Source organism: Pantoea cypripedii (assembly GCF_002095535.1).
Classification (GTDB): domain Bacteria; phylum Pseudomonadota; class Gammaproteobacteria; order Enterobacterales; family Enterobacteriaceae; genus Pantoea; species Pantoea cypripedii.
On record NZ_MLJI01000001.1, the window covers coordinates 2,692,703 to 2,708,875 of the forward strand.

A 16,173-nucleotide genomic window follows, 5' to 3' on the forward strand; every position below is an offset into this window, starting at 1 on the left:
TAAAGGGTTATTAATTTAATACATATGAAAACACCACCAGAAATACAGAAAATATAGCCGTTAATAAATAAATAACTTTATAGAAATTGAGCAACTCCAACATCCATGTTATTTTTTCATAAGGTTGTCCCTGAACGAAATCGTAAGCCTCTTGCTTAACATATTCTTTTTTCGAAAAGCGCATCTTCACACCGCGGTATAATCGGATAAAAAATGCGAGCTTTTGATAGTTTGCATAAAAACCCATAAATCCTGAAACTCTTGTTGTTAAATCCAACGGCAACCCTGCTTGCTGATATTCGCCGACAAACTGATCATATTTGTCTTTGTTTTTTCTAAAGATTGCCGCTGCACAAATATGCAAAACACCAATTAAAAAGAATAAAAATACAGAGCCATACATGAAAAAATTATAAATCGTCATAAAATCTTATCCATCAAAATACTGGTCCCTGTTTCTGCTGCTTTACTAAGACCATACCCCCCAGCAGCCGCACCTATAATTCCACATGCTAACGCAGCAACCCCGCCAGTTGCTGCACCTAAAACCACACAGGCACCTGTTGCTATCAATGCGGAAAATGCGCCACCATAAATGCCTGCCGCAGTGCTGGCAGCAAACTGGGTGTATTTACTTACCGCAACCTTAGCACATTCATCTCTGCGGTCTACGGTGCAGGCATCATAAACATCATTTGTCGTATTCAGCGCACTAAATCCAATCGATACCCAGCCACCCATTTTCATAAACTTTGCGGCCTTCGCGGCACCATCAACGTAGGTGGAGTAACCACGAATCGTGCCAACGCCCGCACTCTCCCAGTCGTGGACAATCGCTGAACTGGACAGGTTTAAAGCGTGTTTTAACTTCTGATAAGGCTGTAATTTCAGTACCAGACGGGAAAATTTATTTAACAGCACATCAAGTTCGCCAAACAAACGACGACGTTCAACAAAGAACTGCTCGCCGATAAGCGTACCCGCCGTCAGGTATTGGTTGCGGTAAGCGACCTCAATGGCAGTCAGTTTTTTGCCAATCTCCGCGAAATATTTCTCTCCGGCATCACCGATAACACCCGATGATTTGTCCATAAAGTTGGTGATTGCTGCAATCGAAGCGTAATGCTGATGGAAAAAGCTGGCTTCATCTGCAGAGAGATGACCCAGGCTGTTATTGGTCGCAGTTTTTGCCGCTTTCAACGCATTCATGGCTGCCGGGCTATTATTACCGTAGGGATCGGCTACTATCAGTATCTGCCCTGGCTTTGCCCAGGCGACATCCGCATTTAATTGCAAAAAGTAATTGGCCGCCGCAATATTGCGGTTTCCGAACAGAAACATCGCCTGTTCTGTCAGTCTGCCGGGACGTTGCACCACACAAAAACCCGGTTCAACCATGCTATTTCCGCTCATCACAATATCCTTTTGCTATTAAATACAGTTATTTTTTAATATTGAATAAAGCGGCCCCGTAAGGCCGCCTTATAAAACAATTATGACTCTTTGTTTTCTTTAATATTCCAGCCAGCGCTGCTCTCAGCACCTTTACCACCAGAAGAACTTTGCTCCCAGTATTGCTGTTTCACTTTCGCTGCCTGGAAACCGTAGGTCACAGCCAGAGTGTCGCCATTGGCAGCACCGGTGTAATCCAGACGAGAAACCAGCACGTCTTCCAGCGTGATACGCGCATATTCAACCTGAGAACCACCGGCTTTGCACACGGACAGTTCCACTTTAGTCACGTGTTTACCGTTCGCACAGTACTTCAGAATAGCGGAGGTGGATTTGTCGATCAGGGCATTCACGCTCAGATCATTAAAATTCACTTTACCGGCACCGCCGCCGCCGCCGACTGCCATATTGCCAGGCTGAGTTGCCCCCCAGCTAAAGGAGGTAATATCAGTCCAGCCGGTGTGATTAGAGTCCTTTGACTCACCCGTCACACCATCAACTTTCAAAAACATATCAATAGCCATAATTATCTTCTCTTGCTTGATTTACGTTTTGCTTTGAAAAAGCATCGTTATGGCAAACAGGAAAGCATGGGGCTGAATAAAACAGTCCATATTTTACCTCTGCCTCGTGTTCTGAATAGCGCTACATGTGTTATTCAGAGGGGTTCTTATTACATATACAGGTAATAAGAATGCGGCTCAGAGAAACAGGGAAACTGATTCTCTGAATAATTCCATATTAAAAATGCAAGTCCGTTTAATCCTTTACCGCGTAATAATTATTTATCATTCGATTTCAGCGACGGCAATTTTGATACCAGTCGCAGTGATACCGTCAAACCTTCCAGCTGGTAATGCGGACGCAGGAAGAATTTCGCCGCGTAATAACCCGGATTATCTTCCTGTTCTTCAACATTCACCTCAGCTGCTGCCAACGGCTTACGTGATTTGGTTTCCTGGGATGAGTTAGCCGGATCACCGTCTACATAGTTCATCACCCAATCGTTCAGCCAGCGCTCCATCTCATCGCGCTCACGGAAGGAACCAATTTTGTCGCGCACGATGCATTTCAGATAGTGAGCAAAGCGGCAGCAGGCAAACAGATACGGCAGACGAGCTGCCAGACGCGCATTGGCCGTCGCATCAGGGTCATGATATTCAGCCGGTTTCTGCAGCGACTGCGCACCAATAAAGGCGGCGAAGTCAGAGTTTTTACGGTGCACCAGCGGCATAAAGCCATTTTTCGCCAGCTCGGCTTCACGGCGATCGCTGATGGCAATTTCGGTCGGACATTTCATATCCACGCCGCCATCGTCGCTCGGGAAGGTATGGCAAGGCAGATTTTCTACTGCCCCGCCCGATTCCACACCGCGAATGGAGGTACACCAGCCGTACTCTTTAAACGAACGGTTAATGTTGGCCGCCATCGCATAAGCCGCGTTGCTCCAGGCGTAATTGTTATGATCGGAACCGTCGGTCTTTTCTTCGAAATCAAAGCTGTCGACCGGATTGGTGCGTATACCATACGGCAGACGCGCCAGGAAACGCGGCATCACCAGACCGAGGTAACGCGAATCTTCTGATTCACGCAGGCTGCGCCAGGCCGCGTATTCCGTGTTCTGGAAGATCTTGGTCAGATCGCGTGGATTGGCCAGTTCCTGCCAGGACTCCATCTGCATCACTTCCGGTGCCGCACCGGTAATAAATGGACAGTGCGCGGCTGCGCCGATACGTGCCATTTCGCCCAGCAGCTCCACATCCTGCGGACCGTGGTCGAAGTAGTAATCGCCCACCAGGCAACCAAAGGGTTCGCCACCAAACTGACCATATTCCTGCTCATAAACTTTCTTGAACAGCGGGCTACGATCCCAGCCAACACCTTTGTAACGCTTCAGGGTGCGTCCCAGCTCCTGCTTGGAGATGCTCATAAAACGGATTTTCAGCATCTCATCGGTTTCGGTGTTGTTCACCAGATAATTCAGACCACGCCAGGCGCTTTCCAGTTTCTGAAATTCATCGTGATGAATAATCTGGTTAATCTGCTGCGATAATTTCTCGTCAATTTCCGCGATCAGCGACTGAATGGTGCGATAAGAATCGTTTGAGATGGTCACGGTATTTTCCAGCGCCTGATGCGCCAGAGTTTTTACCGCGTTTTCTACCGCTTCCCGTGCCTGATCGTTTTTCGGGCGGAACTCTTTACTGAGTAACGCACTAAACTCATCCTGGCTAAAGCTGGTGCCACTCTGTAGTTGCTGCTGTTCGGTGCTCTGGCTCATGATTACTCCTCCTTCCCTTCTGCTGCGTCAGCCTGCTTTGGCAGATGCGTCAGCGCCTGCAACAGCGTGGGATCATGCAGAATCTTGCCAATCAACTCTTCCGCACCGTTTTTACCATCCATATAGGTCAGCAAGTTGGCGAGTTGAGTACGTGCTTCCAGCAGTTTGTTGAGCGGCTCAACATGACGGGCAATCGCATCGGGCGAGAAATCATCCATGCTTTCGAAAGTCAGTTCGATATTGAGTTTGCCCTCGCCGCTCAGGGTGTTGTCCACCTGGAACGCAGCACGAGGCTTCATCGCTTTCATGCGCTCGTCAAAATTATCAATATCGATCTCAAGGAATTTACGATCATCAACGGCTGCCTGCGGTTCCAGCGGCTTGCCTGCGAGGTCTGCCAGCACGCCCATGACGAACGGCAGCTGAATTTTGCGCTCCGCGCCATAGATCTCCACGTCATATTCGATCTGAACGCGAGGCGCGCGATTGCGGGCGATAAATTTCTGCCCACTGGATTTCATTGTGGCCATGGTTTTCTCCATAAATGATGCGCGGGTAAAGGCGCAGGTCTCACTGCGTGATGAAGAGGTAAACGCGCGTTAGTTACGGCGTCCGAAAATATTTTCCAGTTGGTGAACCCCGTCCGGGGCCAGATCACGGATGATGTCCATAAAGTCGAGCTCGATCAGTCGTTGTACACGATCAATCATCAGCGGTGCCGGATGGCTGGGTTCATGCTGGCTGAAGTATTGCTTCACCTTTTCCAGCATCAGCTGTGCATCGGCGCGGGTGCTGAGTTGCGCGCTGCGCCAGTCAGGTGCGTTGCGTGCCGCACCAGCGGCGGCAGCCGGGGAAGATTCATCTCCGACCTGATCAGCGGTAGCATCAGGTTGCATCGCCCCCAAATCACTGGGCTGAGCCAGCTCCGCCAGCAGTGCAAAACTTTTCTGCAACTGCGCCATATCAGGCGCTGCGGTTTCATCCAGACGTTCCACCAGGATTTCGCGGATAGCTTGCAGACGCGCATTAATACTCAGCACCGCTTCAGCCGCAGGTTGCCCTGGCTGTGCCAGTTCATCCCGCAAGCGCGCCATGCCGCCGGGGTAATCAGCAATTTCCGCTTTACTGCCGTCGCACAGGGCGGCGGCATCGCGCAGGATGATGCCATCGGAAGCATGGCGTAACAGCCAGGCCTGACGTACTGCCGCTGTCAGCGAAGATTGATCTCCCAGCAGCGCCAGCGCGTTAATACGATAGAAGGGATCCTGCTCGCCATCCTCTTCCAGACGGGGCCAGAGCGGTTCCCAATACAGCAGCAGGGCCTGTTCAATCAGTTTCAGCCCCTGGGCATACCCCGGCAGTCCCTGGAGATTGGCCCACGCCTGCGTCAGTGCCAGCATCACGCGCAAATCTTTGCTGCGACTAAGCAACTCAGTCGCCAGTTTTTCTACCCGGTTCCAGTCAGCCGCTTCTGCCGGGATGATAGTGTCACCAAATTGCTGTTCCGCCTTACCGGCACTGGCCTGCTCCATCGCCTGATAATCTGCGTGGTATTCCAGGTTTTCACCGCAGGGATGGTCATTGCTGACTGGTGCCAGCAGCTCCTCAATATTGATCGTCATGCGGGTACACCTCAGGATTCAAACATCGGGGGATAAAGTCCGTTTCGTCCGGGCTTCGCGCCGCCTGCGGGATCAAACAACAGCGAAAACAGCTGCGCGGTAAAGTTGCCACTATGCACATGGGTGTACAGCGGGAATCCGTCGCTCTGATTTGTCCACCAGAAACTGGTGTAAAACTGTGGGTCGAAGCTGTCGGCTGGCAGTTGCCAGCTCAGGGTCGAGACACTTCCCCCTTCCCCGATAATCGCCAGAATATCCGATGGCTCGCCACTCGCCTGCTGCTGTGGCTGCGGAATACTGAGCAGCGCCTGATCCAGTTGCTCCGCTGTGCTGCCATCCCTCACCACCCGCAACAAGGTGTTGCCGACCTGCTGATACCAATCACCGGAATGGGCCAGCAAAGCAGGTGACCATTCCGCAGGGCTGAAGTGGCGCAGCGCGCACAGCGGGTAGTGACGACCCACGCTATCGCGCGAGGCGGTCAGGCTGCCCATCTGGATGAGCTGGCTCCCCAGCATCGGGGGCACCACAAAATTCCAGACAGGTGCGCTCAGAAAGTCACGCGAAGGAGCGCTTTCCCCCTCGGCGCTGGTTTGCCAGTGGTGCAAACCCACCTGAAACCAGTTTGACCATTGCCGCAGCAAGGTGTCGGGAAAGCGTCGCTTCACAAAATCACCCGCATTGGGCAGTTTGCCGTACCAGCCGGGTGCTGCGTATTGCGTCATTGTCAGGCTCCAATTCAGGGGCAGCTAAAAGCGGGAAGCTGGAACGGGTTACGAATACTGCCAGGCGTGAACGACAGCGTGACCTGATGACCCTCAACATTAAAGCTGGCTTCGCGTGTCAGACCACCTGCGTCCGTCAGTCGGGCGCGGTCAAAAAAACGGTTCAATGCCCAGGGGCCACTGGTCACCAGCGTTGACGTGGTACCGTTGGTTAAACCGAGCTGCATACGCACCTGGCTGGTCCCACCGGTTCCTGGCCAGCTCACCATTTGCACCGCCTGCGGACCGTGGCTGTAGCGCAGAATCTGCCCGTCCACATCAAGCGTCAGGTTGAGGATGTCGTTATCCATTTTCACCGTGCGCAGCGTGACGCGGAATGACGGCGTGGTGGCACCGTTGGTGAAGAAAGCATCGCGGATTGACTGGGCCTGCTGGAACGGGCGTAACAGCGCTTCACCACCAGGCAGGGTTTTGCCATCAATGCCCGGAGTAAAACGCCAGGCCGCATGGGTTGTATCCACTTTGTTCGCCAGATTGTCACGGAAGAAGCTATCCATCAGGCCACTGCCGGGCGCAAACATTCTCGCTAAATCATCCGGCGTCACTTCATTGCGGCCATTACGTACCAGCGGATAGCGACCGGCAATGGCCTGCTGACAGAAGCTGCCGACCTCCATGCGGATACGCTTACGCACATTTTCCATGTCGCGCTGCTGTGCATCGCTGCTGGCCCCGACAGCCATACTTGAGACCATATTTTGCAGTGAACCCGGTAAGCGTCCGGCACTGGCCTGCACACGACTGATCGCATCACCTGAAGGCGGCGGCATGCCGCTGTTAGCCGCATCCTGTACTGCGGTGAGATAACGATAAAGATCGTCAATCTGGCGCAGAAAATCGTCCACTGCCAGCACCTTGCTGCCCTGCTGCAACGGTTGCGCCAGTTCGATAATGGCCGCAAAGTGCGCACCAACCACCTGCTCCGGCGCCGGACTGCCCTGACTTTGTGCCGCATTGGCTTTCGGCGTGCTAAACAGCGCCTGGAGGGTGCGTGTTGCGCTGTTGTCTGAAGAAGACGGCTGCTTTTGTGCCGTTTTGTCATCCGTCGGCGCGCGCGTGAGGGTCAATATTTTGCTGAGATTCACCACCAGTTGGCGCAGCGGAGAATGATTGCCGGAAAGCAGACGCGCGGTGTTAATGCGTTGCGCGAGATCAGCGCTGCTGTTGAGCTGGATATCACCGAGGAATTGCTCCCACTGGCGGATGTAGTCCTGCATATAAAGCTGACGCACCGCCAGATCGGTTTGCTGGCTGTTGTCCTGCTGGCTGGTGCCGCCCAGCACCCACATATCATCCTGGAACAGCGCCTGGGTTACCGGGGCTATTTGTTTATCCACGTGCTGCCAGTACCCTTCCGGCGTATACAGGCCGGACACACCATCATTGACCGATTTACCACTTTTACGGGAAAAGACCAGTTCACTTTGCGGACCGCCCAGCGCTGCCAGCGTCACCGGGGGTAAGGTGCCATCACGTTGCAGCAGACGCTTCAGGCGTCCGTAAACGCGCTGGGATAGCGGCATCTGATTAATCAGCGCCTGCTCGCGCTTTACCAGCGCGTCATCCTTCGCATAGGGCGAGGACTGAATTTGCGTTTCCAGCAATTGTTGCAGATGCCAGGCCAGCTGTTTCACTTCCTGCTGCGTCACGTTCTGTGGCAGTTCACGCGAGATGTTCAGCATCAGCCACGCCTGCAGGAACTTGCCGTCGTAGTGCTTCGGCTGATACAGCATCTGATAGGCCTTCAGCGCTTCGTAGCTGTAGTCAGCATCGCTGCCGTTGTCATTACGTAACCAGCGGGTGATATGCTGCGCCACCTGCGGCATCAGCAGTTGTTTCAGAGCCTTATTGTACAGCGCCTGGGTAGCGTCACTGACTTCAGTACCGCGGTACAACCACATGCGACGTGTCAGCGGCGGATCCTGCAACGAAAAGTCATTGCTTTCCGGCAGGTGCAGAATGGTATTGAGATAAGGCACCAGCGCAAACAGATCGCCCGTTCCTTCCCGTTGCAGCTGCGCCCCAAGTTTTTCCACTTCAGGCGTTTTTGCCGCCATTTCCTGCAGGTAAGCCTTATTTTTACTGTAGCTGGTCAGCCACAGCGCACCGGCGATCAGCACGATGACCAGTAACGCCAGATAGCCGGACCACAGACCCGCACGGTTGCGCAGTTCCCACCAGCGATTGCTGGCCGCCAATCCTGACTCCTGGAACACCACATCTTCGAGCATGTCTTTGAGAAAGAAGCTTTGTCCCTTCGGCGGCGGAATCGGCGCATCTTTTCCGACCTGGTCCCAATTGCCTGACTCGCCGTCCCGTTGTCCGGGCAGGTGCAACGCACGGGTCAGTTCCCCCATCACACGGTCAAATGGCAAACCTTCCTGGGTGCCGCTGGCAAAATAGATGCCGCGCGGCGCAAACTGGGTCTCGAAATCCGAACGGGCAAATAACGTATCCAGCGCCTCCGCCAGATGGGGACGTAAGGCGGCAAACTCCTGCGGGAACAGGTAACTTTCAGCACGTCCCTGCGCATCACTGACCAACGGCAGAGTATCGGCCAGGCCAGCATCAAGACGTTGTTGCAGCAGTGAATACTCCTGCTGGAACTGACTGCTCAGTTCAAACTCAGCCGTTGAAGCCTGCGCCCAGGGAAAAGTGAAGCCCCAGATTTGTTCCCGCTGTGCTTTGTCCAGCCCGCCAAAGTAGCTGCGAAATCCCTTAAGCAAATCTGCCTTGGTGACCAGCACATACACCGGAAAACGAATACCGAGACGATCGTGTAGTTCCATCAAACGCTGACGTAACGCCAGCGACTGATTACGCAACGCTTCCGACGTCTGGCTCAACAGATCCGCCACGCTGAGGGTGACGATTACGCCATTGATCGGCTGACGGCCACGGTACTTACACAGCAGCCCAAGAAAATGATGCCACTCGCTGGCATCACGCTCCTGCTGGCTCTCCTGGGTGGTATAACGTCCGGCGGTATCCAGCAGCACTGCTTCATTGGTAAACCACCAGTCACAATTACGTGTCCCACCAATGCCACGCAGCGCCGCCTTACCAAACTTATCCGCCAGCGGGAATTGCAGACCGGAGTTCACCAGCGCCGTGGTTTTCCCGGCACCCGGTGCGCCAATGATCATGTACCACGGCAGCTGATAGAGATACTGACGGCTGAAACGCTGCGCCCAGAAGGGTGTACCTTTGCTGTTATGGCGCTGAAAATGCGCCTTTTTGAGCATGTCGGTCGCTTCGCTAAAACGACTCGCCAGCACTTGCTCCTCGTTGGTCAGGCGCTTGCGATCCTGCTCTGGAGCATCCGCCGGTGACGTTTCGAGACTCGACATCAGTTTGCGGTTCAGCCACATATTGTAGATGCGGGGAATCGCCTGACTCAGGCCCCACACCAGATAGAGCAAAGCGATGCTGATAACACGATTCTGTTCCGGCTCCAGTGGCCGGGAGTCAACAATAGAAAATACCGGACCAATGACCCAGATAATGAATGAAAGCGCTGTGATCCCGACAAACCCCCAGGCAAGGCGGCTGGTCAGCACGGCAAAAAGCATATTCAGCATGGATTAGTTCCCTCTCGCCAGGCCGTTGAGTTCAGCTTGCGTCGCATCCGGTGCCACCAGCAGCGTAATTTCTACGCGGCGGTTACGGGCGCGATTTGCGGCGCTGGAGTTTGGCACCAGCGGATTGCTTTCGCCCCGCCCTTCGGCCTTCACCCGATTCGGCTGCGTCAGCTGCTGTTGCAGCAGGGTCTGGACTGACTGCGCACGCGCCAGGGAGAGTTCATAATTGGAGGCGAAACGGGCGCTGCGGATTGGGACGTTATCGGTATATCCCACCACCAGAATCTTGCCGCTGACATTGTTCATGGCCGCCGCAATACGCTGAATAACCGCCTCATAGCGGCCACGTACCGTCGTTGCCCCCGAAGTAAACAAACCATCGCCTTTCAGCGTCACCACACTTTGATCGGCTTCATCACGTACCGCCACCAGACCGGCATCAATTTCCGGTTTGAGGAAGGTTTTCAGGTTAAGTGCCGCAGGGGGTGGCGGTGCCGGATTACGAATCTGGATTTCTGGCAGCGATGTCTGATAGATGTTGGCCAGCACCGGCGTGGTGTAGTCCCCCAGACGCCAGTTCAGGATGATATAAAACAGACAGGCCCCCAACGCAGCCACTGCCGCGCAGGCCCACAGCGGGATCATCGGACGCCACAGCTTACGCAGCACCGGCTGATCGGTAGGATGCACCGACAGCGCAGGCGCATAACTGCCACGCACGCCTCTGATCATCTGCAACAGACGCTGTTTGATGGTTTCAAGCTGCGAGCGCCCATTATCCAGCACCCGATAGCGCCCTTCAAAACCGAGCAGCAGGCAGAAATAGATCAACTCCAGCAACAGGATATGCTGACGTGGATTCTGCGAGAGTTTCGCCAGCAGCTGAAAAAACTTCTCACCGCCCCAGGTTTCATTATGAAAGGTCACCAACAGGCCATTACTGGTCCAGACTCCACGGCTACCCCACGGCGTGAGCGCAGCGGCCTCATCCAGTGCGGTACACAGGCAGTAGCGCGCACCAATGATCACTTCATAGCTCAGGCCCGATTGCTGACAACTCAGCTCGAAACGGCGAATCTGATCAATCAATTGCTGACGCAGACGCGCAGGATCGTCGTGAGACACGGAGTGGCGGATTTGAGGGATGGCGTTAATCAGCGGATTCGCCGCTGCCACCAGGATATTCTGGTGACTCAGCTCTGGCGTGACGGCGTCGCTATTCGATTTTGGTTGTGGCTGCATCATGCGTGCTCAGTTTTGATTATTCAGACTGACTGCGAATGGCCCAGAACTCCATATTCAGGCCCGGAAACTCACCGGCAAGGTGTAGCGCAAAGGCTCCTGAGCGCTCCATCTCCTTCCACAGCTCACTGTTTTTATCCAGTTCAAAGTAGCTGTAGCCCGCATGCCACGGGATTTGCGGCGGTGCGCCTGGCATGGCAATCAATGCCAGACCGGGGAGTTGCAGCTGCACCAGGTCGCGGATTTTGGTGACTGGCGCGACTTTCATCTGCGCCGGGAAATGTGTTTTTAAGGCATCGGCCGGGACGCTGGCTTTCACCGCCAGCACAAAGCCAAACTCGCGCACCATACTGCTTTCCGGCACAGTGGCGACATTAAGACCGTGTGAACGCTGCGTCAGCGGCAGCTGGATCGCGCTTTCCTCCATCACCTGCGATAGCCCCTGACGTAATAACAGCGACAGACGGGTAAAACACCCGCGTAAGTCGTCATGGTCATAGCGTGGGAACACATCCGGCGTGCGTGCTGGCATCCAGGTGCAAAGCTCGGCCGCCAGTTGTAGCCAGTGGCAGTACAGCGATTCGGGGTGGAGCAATGGCAAATGTTGCAGATGGGCATGTAAACCGAGTTGGCGATTCAGCAGCGCCAGCAGCATGAAATCAACCATGTCAGCACTATTAAAACGGCCCGTGTTAGGTGCACGCTGGCTAAGTTGCTGACTACGCTGTTGTATCAGTCCATGCAGATCGTTCATCATGCTTTGTAAGGCATGGCTACCGGTAAGGGTCAGCATCGGCGGGATGTAGTCGCTGTCGAGGCGGATATGGTTATCGCTACGCTTTTCCACTACCCGCGCAACACCCATCGCGGTCCATTCGGCGGTAAGATCCTGCTCCAGCATCAGGCGCAGGCGTAATTTGCCAAACTGCACCGTTGCCGCACCAACAGCCATCGCATTGTCGTCTTCCACCTCGCTTTCCCAGGCAAGGTAGCGCGCCAGCGAATCCTGTGAATCCTGGAAGGCCACCGCTTCACGCCCGTTGCGTCGCGTCGGAATGGCCAGCACCACTTTGGCGCGATCAACATTTTCTGGCAGATCGAGTGGTGCCGGGCCCTGCTGCGGCTGACTGAAGGAAAAAAAGGTGCCATCCGGCAGACAACCACTGGCAGCACTTAACGCCAGCTTGCCCTGACGCAGTAAGGCTTCATCAAATTCAACGTCAAAAAAACCCCAGGTATAGACGCGCTGAGATTGCCCCCATTCGCGCAGCGTACTGTGCAGAAAGTTTTCCGACTGCTGGAAATGATGCGGGCGCAGGAACATACCTTCTGTCCACACCACCTTTTCGGCTCTGTTCATAATCATCCTTTACTGCTTAACCGGGCGCAGACCGTTGATATCAGCAACAATGCGGGCGTTAAGCTCACCATCGTTACTTTTCCAGAATTGCCAGAAAGAACTGTTGTCACCATCCGGGAAGGGCAATGCCAGACGCCATACCTTGCCATCCAGCGTCTGATATTCCGCCATAACGCCAATGAAGCGCGCTTCCGGCAGGCTCTTGCCGGTGAGAGTTTTGCTGAGTTGCCCTGATCGCAGGAAGAATTCCTGCGTATTGAGGAGTGAGTTGCCCAGGGCAGTGGCCGGCTGGTTTTGCAGGGAATAGAAATCCGCGGACATAAATGCCGCATCAGAAGTTAATAGCATTACCCGCACCTTGAGCGGCGCACCGGCATTGATTTGCGGGTGCGCCTGAAAGTTCAGGTTGTAGCGCGCCACTGGGGTCTGGCTACTGCTGCAGGCAGTCAGCAGCAGGACCAGCAGCGGCCACAGCCACTGCCTCAGTCGGAATGTTGTTAGCGTCAATGCCATCTCCTGTCCCTCTATGCTCATCGTGATTAGTTGATGATCCAGGTCCCGCTATTGCCGTTCTGACAGGCTTTGCTGTCACCATCGACCGACACGCAGGTTTTCTTCTTCGCACTGGTACGGGCACGGCGTTTAGGTTGGTCAGCCTTCAGGGTTTGATCATACAAATCGCTTTTCACCAACGCGCGGAACGGCACATAACCGGTTAGCTGAGCTGGCTGCGCCGTCGTCTGAGGGACTGAATCTGCGGCTTTTTTCGCATCGGCATCCGGCGCTGCAGCCTGCTGGGGTTGTTCGCCCACAGCCAGCCAGTTGTTCTCTACCATGCCCAGCACGGTATAGGTTCCACCGGTTTGTAATGTAGTGACGACTTTGCCGCTAAAGTCAGGGCGGGTCATGACCGACGCCGGATAGAGCGCACGATATTCTTCATTGATGGGGCTTAACTGCGCAGGGGGGGTAACGGCATGACGATGGCTCAGGGTCACACCATCGACGGTGCTGGTGACCACAGTGTCATCAGTGATTTTCGGTGGCGCTTTACAACCTGCAACAGCAAAGACAAACAGCAGGCTTAACGCAATGCGGAGATTCACCATTTTCTTCATGTTTAGTTCCATTAATCTCTAAAAAATGGCCATTGGCCGGTTGTTGGCAAAACAAATCACTGGTTGCAGTTATTCATACTGCAATACAGGACCATTTAAAAAAATTAACCACAAGATTCATGTGGCAGAAATAAGCAAAAAGATGCTCACAACTGATCAGTTATAATTAAGTATTTAAGATGCAATAAAAGGAAACGAGAGACCAGGCGGGAGTTTCTGAGTGGCGGATGAATCATTCATCAAAATGATCAATATTTGCAACTCAAAGGAGGTTATGCAGCGATCACAAGATTTTCTTATGACATTCCCGGTCTGAAAATCACCCTATTCAATGAGACTGATTAATCAGTATTGAATTAGGGGGTAATAGCAGTGACGAATTTTAACTGTTAATTGCGTTAAAATAATCGATCTAAATCAATATGTTAAAAACGTGTACGCCAGCATGGCTACCGCACGAGCCAGGTAATACCCGCCCGTGAGCACATAATCGCAATCGAATTGTTAACAATCGCCAAAGGTTTACATAACCCTGACGAAATATCAACGCGATGTTATCCTGGAAACATACTTAAATAAACGTTAACAAATAAAACTAATGCAAATTCAGCTCAATTTACCGGGTTTAAATAAGAATGCTCCCAAAAAATGATTAGAAACATAAGAAAATAATCACTTATGATGAGATTTCGTACATAGAAAATTCATAAAATTTCATACAAATAATGGATCTGATTCAGGGAGGAATTAGCGAAAGCTGCAGTGACGGGCGATATGAAGGTTAAAAAACTTACAAAACCGTACAAATGAGACGTTTATCCCATCAGGTGATGGATTTCACCTGATTATTGAAAATAAACGCCCATCTGAAATGTGAAGAGAAAGAAATGAATTCGAATTTTTCCGATGCTTACCAGTCGGTTCAGGGGGGATTGGGCAGAAAACGGGTGCTTAACGCCGCTTGTCCACACGCGCAACCAGACGATCGCCCAGCCACTGAATTCCGCATACCAGGATAATCAGCACCGCGATCACCGCCAGCATGACATTGGTTTCGAAACGTTGATAACCGTAGCGAATCGCCAGATCCCCTAACCCACCGGCCCCAATGGCACCCGCCATCGCCGACGCGCCCACCAGCGCCACCAGGGTGACAACAAACCCCGCCAGGATACCCGGAAGCGCTTCGGGCACCAGAACCTCCCAGACGATGCGTAATCTGCTGGCACCCATCGCGCGTACTGCATCGATCAGGCCACGATCCACCTCACGTAATGACACCTCCGCCACACGGGCAAAATATGGTGTCGCGGTGATTGAAAGGGGGACAATTGCGGCCCAGGTTCCAAGCGAGGTGCCAACCAGAAAACGGGTAAACGGAATCAACGCCACCAGCAGAATAATAAACGGCAGCGAACGAAAGCCATTAATGATCACCCCAAGCACCCGATTGATGAATCGATGTTCGGCTATTCCACCCGGACTGGTGACCACCAGAATTAACCCCAGCGGTAAGCCTGCCACCAAAGAAAACAATCCAGCAACCAGCGTCATTAGCAACGTTTCGCCAATGGCGTTAAGCAATAAATCAATCATGACTGGCGACATAACCTATTAACTCCACTTGCGCCTGCTGCTGTTGCAGCCAGCTGATTAACGGTTGCTGCTGCGCGTGTGGCAGTGCAATAAAGAAACGGACGACCGCGTAGTGCTGAATATGATCCTCCCCGCCCTGCAACAGACGAAATGCGCCTGGCCATTGACTGGCGAGCCGCGTCAGCAGGTCACCCTGAGCATCATCACCGGCAAAATTGACGCGAAAAATCGCGTCTCCATCAGGTTGCGGCTGGATACGTGCCGCCAGACTTTCCGGCAGCTGCGGCAGCAGACCACGTAATAATGTTTGTGTTAATGAGGTTTGTGGATGGGCAAAGACCTGCCACACCGGGCCACTTTCAATAATTTCGCCGCCGTCGATCACCGCCACCCGATGAGCAACCGTTTTGATGACCTCCATCTCGTGGGTGATCAGCAGGATAGTGATGCCGAGCTGTTGATTAAGTGATTTCAGCAGCGCGAGAATCGAGCGTGTGGTTTCAGGGTCGAGCGCCGATGTGGCTTCATCACACAGCAGCAGTGCTGGTTCTGCCGCCAGTGCACGAGCAATCCCCACGCGTTGCTTCTGCCCCCCTGACAGGGCTGCCGGGTAGTGATCCGCTTTGTCAGCCAGCCCCACCAGATGTAATAACTCATCAACGCGTTGCTGCCGCTGTGCTTTGGCCACCCCGGCGATTTTTAGCGGCAGCGCCACGTTCTGTGCCACCGTTTTTGCTGACAATAAATTGAAGTGCTGGAACACCATCCCTACCCGGCTACGCACCGCCTGTAAGGCTTTCTCTGATAAATCACTGATAGCGCGCCCTTCAATCTCAATCACACCTTCATCAGGTTGTTCCAGGCCGTTCAGACAGCGAATCAGCGTGGATTTCCCGGCACCACTGCGACCAATGATGCCGAGTATTTCGCCCTGATTGACCGCCAGGGAAACCTTACGTAGCGCATGTGTGGCACCAAACCGGCGTGAAATATCGCGTACGCTTACCACCACTGGCGAGGAGTGCAGGCGATCCTGCGCATCGCTGACCGCACGGCGCGATATTGAAATGTCATGGGGAAGGAGTAGTGTCATGGGTCATCCTGCATCGGCTGAGCTCTGCCCGGTTAACGGGTCG

At 53.4% G+C, this 16,173-nt stretch carries 14 protein-coding genes; all 14 read right to left on the minus strand.

Annotated elements, in window-relative coordinates; translation table 11 throughout:
• Nucleotides 1-10 precede the first annotated feature (10 nt).
• Nucleotides 11-424: a hypothetical protein gene (locus tag HA50_RS12465; RefSeq protein ID WP_084875878.1), complete on the minus strand. Its 414-nt coding sequence runs from the start codon at nt 422-424 to the stop codon at nt 11-13.
• Entirely contained in the window at nt 421-1,413 is a 993-nt protein-coding gene (locus HA50_RS12470) for a hypothetical protein (RefSeq protein WP_084875881.1), read from the minus strand. The genes HA50_RS12465 and HA50_RS12470 overlap by 4 nt, the downstream gene beginning before the upstream one ends.
• A gap of 80 nt (nt 1,414-1,493) precedes the next feature.
• The gene (locus HA50_RS12475) at nt 1,494-1,976 is read right to left on the minus strand and encodes an Hcp family type VI secretion system effector (RefSeq protein WP_084875884.1); all 483 of its coding nucleotides are present in this window, start codon (nt 1,974-1,976) and stop codon (nt 1,494-1,496) included.
• A gap of 257 nt (nt 1,977-2,233) precedes the next feature.
• Nucleotides 2,234-3,733, minus strand: a complete 1,500-nt coding sequence (gene tssC, locus HA50_RS12480; protein WP_084875886.1) for a type VI secretion system contractile sheath large subunit — start codon at nt 3,731-3,733, stop codon at nt 2,234-2,236.
• 2 nt (nt 3,734-3,735) lie between these two features.
• The gene (gene tssB, locus HA50_RS12485) at nt 3,736-4,263 is read right to left on the minus strand and encodes a type VI secretion system contractile sheath small subunit (RefSeq protein WP_084875888.1); all 528 of its coding nucleotides are present in this window, start codon (nt 4,261-4,263) and stop codon (nt 3,736-3,738) included.
• Nucleotides 4,264-4,332: 69 nt separating this feature from the next.
• Complete coding sequence (gene tssA / locus HA50_RS12490; protein ID WP_084875890.1) at nt 4,333-5,355, minus strand: type VI secretion system protein TssA; 1,023 nt, start codon at nt 5,353-5,355, stop codon at nt 4,333-4,335.
• Nucleotides 5,356-5,366: 11 nt separating this feature from the next.
• Nucleotides 5,367-6,080 (minus strand): type VI secretion system-associated protein TagF, encoded by a 714-nt coding sequence (gene tagF / locus HA50_RS12495; protein ID WP_084875892.1) that lies wholly within the window; start codon nt 6,078-6,080, stop codon nt 5,367-5,369.
• Between the two features lie 14 nt (nt 6,081-6,094).
• Nucleotides 6,095-9,721, minus strand: a complete 3,627-nt coding sequence (gene tssM, locus HA50_RS12500) for a type VI secretion system membrane subunit TssM (RefSeq protein WP_084875894.1) — start codon at nt 9,719-9,721, stop codon at nt 6,095-6,097.
• A gap of 3 nt (nt 9,722-9,724) precedes the next feature.
• Nucleotides 9,725-10,966: a DotU family type VI secretion system protein gene (locus tag HA50_RS12505; RefSeq protein WP_084875896.1), complete on the minus strand. Its 1,242-nt coding sequence runs from the start codon at nt 10,964-10,966 to the stop codon at nt 9,725-9,727.
• Between the two features lie 16 nt (nt 10,967-10,982).
• Nucleotides 10,983-12,323 (minus strand): type VI secretion system baseplate subunit TssK, encoded by a 1,341-nt coding sequence (gene tssK, locus HA50_RS12510; RefSeq protein ID WP_084878507.1) that lies wholly within the window; start codon nt 12,321-12,323, stop codon nt 10,983-10,985.
• Between the two features lie 9 nt (nt 12,324-12,332).
• Nucleotides 12,333-12,836, minus strand: coding sequence for a type VI secretion system lipoprotein TssJ (gene tssJ / locus HA50_RS12515; protein ID WP_084875898.1), 504 nt, complete (start codon nt 12,834-12,836; stop codon nt 12,333-12,335).
• A 26-nt stretch (nt 12,837-12,862) separates the two neighbouring features.
• Nucleotides 12,863-13,453 (minus strand): hypothetical protein, encoded by a 591-nt coding sequence (locus HA50_RS12520; RefSeq protein WP_084875900.1) that lies wholly within the window; start codon nt 13,451-13,453, stop codon nt 12,863-12,865.
• 939 nt (nt 13,454-14,392) lie between these two features.
• Complete coding sequence (locus tag HA50_RS12525) at nt 14,393-15,049, minus strand: methionine ABC transporter permease (protein ID WP_084875902.1); 657 nt, start codon at nt 15,047-15,049, stop codon at nt 14,393-14,395.
• Nucleotides 15,030-16,130, minus strand: coding sequence for a methionine ABC transporter ATP-binding protein (locus tag HA50_RS12530; protein ID WP_084875904.1), 1,101 nt, complete (start codon nt 16,128-16,130; stop codon nt 15,030-15,032). Before HA50_RS12530 ends, HA50_RS12525 begins: the two co-directional genes overlap by 20 nt.
• Between the last annotated feature and the right edge of the window lie 43 nt (nt 16,131-16,173).

Coding starts and splice junctions, on each gene's coding strand:
- HA50_RS12465 (WP_084875878.1), bottom strand. CDS start 424: ATGACGATTTATAATTTTTTCATGTATGGCTCTGTATTTTTATTCTTT.
- HA50_RS12470 (WP_084875881.1), bottom strand. CDS start 1,413: ATGAGCGGAAATAGCATGGTTGAACCGGGTTTTTGTGTGGTGCAACGT.
- HA50_RS12475 (WP_084875884.1), bottom strand. CDS start 1,976: ATGGCTATTGATATGTTTTTGAAAGTTGATGGTGTGACGGGTGAGTCA.
- tssC (WP_084875886.1), bottom strand. CDS start 3,733: ATGAGCCAGAGCACCGAACAGCAGCAACTACAGAGTGGCACCAGCTTT.
- tssB (WP_084875888.1), bottom strand. CDS start 4,263: ATGGCCACAATGAAATCCAGTGGGCAGAAATTTATCGCCCGCAATCGC.
- tssA (WP_084875890.1), bottom strand. CDS start 5,355: ATGACGATCAATATTGAGGAGCTGCTGGCACCAGTCAGCAATGACCAT.
- tagF (WP_084875892.1), bottom strand. CDS start 6,080: ATGACGCAATACGCAGCACCCGGCTGGTACGGCAAACTGCCCAATGCG.
- tssM (WP_084875894.1), bottom strand. CDS start 9,721: ATGCTGAATATGCTTTTTGCCGTGCTGACCAGCCGCCTTGCCTGGGGG.
- HA50_RS12505 (WP_084875896.1), bottom strand. CDS start 10,966: ATGATGCAGCCACAACCAAAATCGAATAGCGACGCCGTCACGCCAGAG.
- tssK (WP_084878507.1), bottom strand. CDS start 12,323: ATGAACAGAGCCGAAAAGGTGGTGTGGACAGAAGGTATGTTCCTGCGC.
- tssJ (WP_084875898.1), bottom strand. CDS start 12,836: ATGGCATTGACGCTAACAACATTCCGACTGAGGCAGTGGCTGTGGCCG.
- HA50_RS12520 (WP_084875900.1), bottom strand. CDS start 13,453: ATGGAACTAAACATGAAGAAAATGGTGAATCTCCGCATTGCGTTAAGC.
- HA50_RS12525 (WP_084875902.1), bottom strand. CDS start 15,049: ATGTCGCCAGTCATGATTGATTTATTGCTTAACGCCATTGGCGAAACG.
- HA50_RS12530 (WP_084875904.1), bottom strand. CDS start 16,130: ATGACACTACTCCTTCCCCATGACATTTCAATATCGCGCCGTGCGGTC.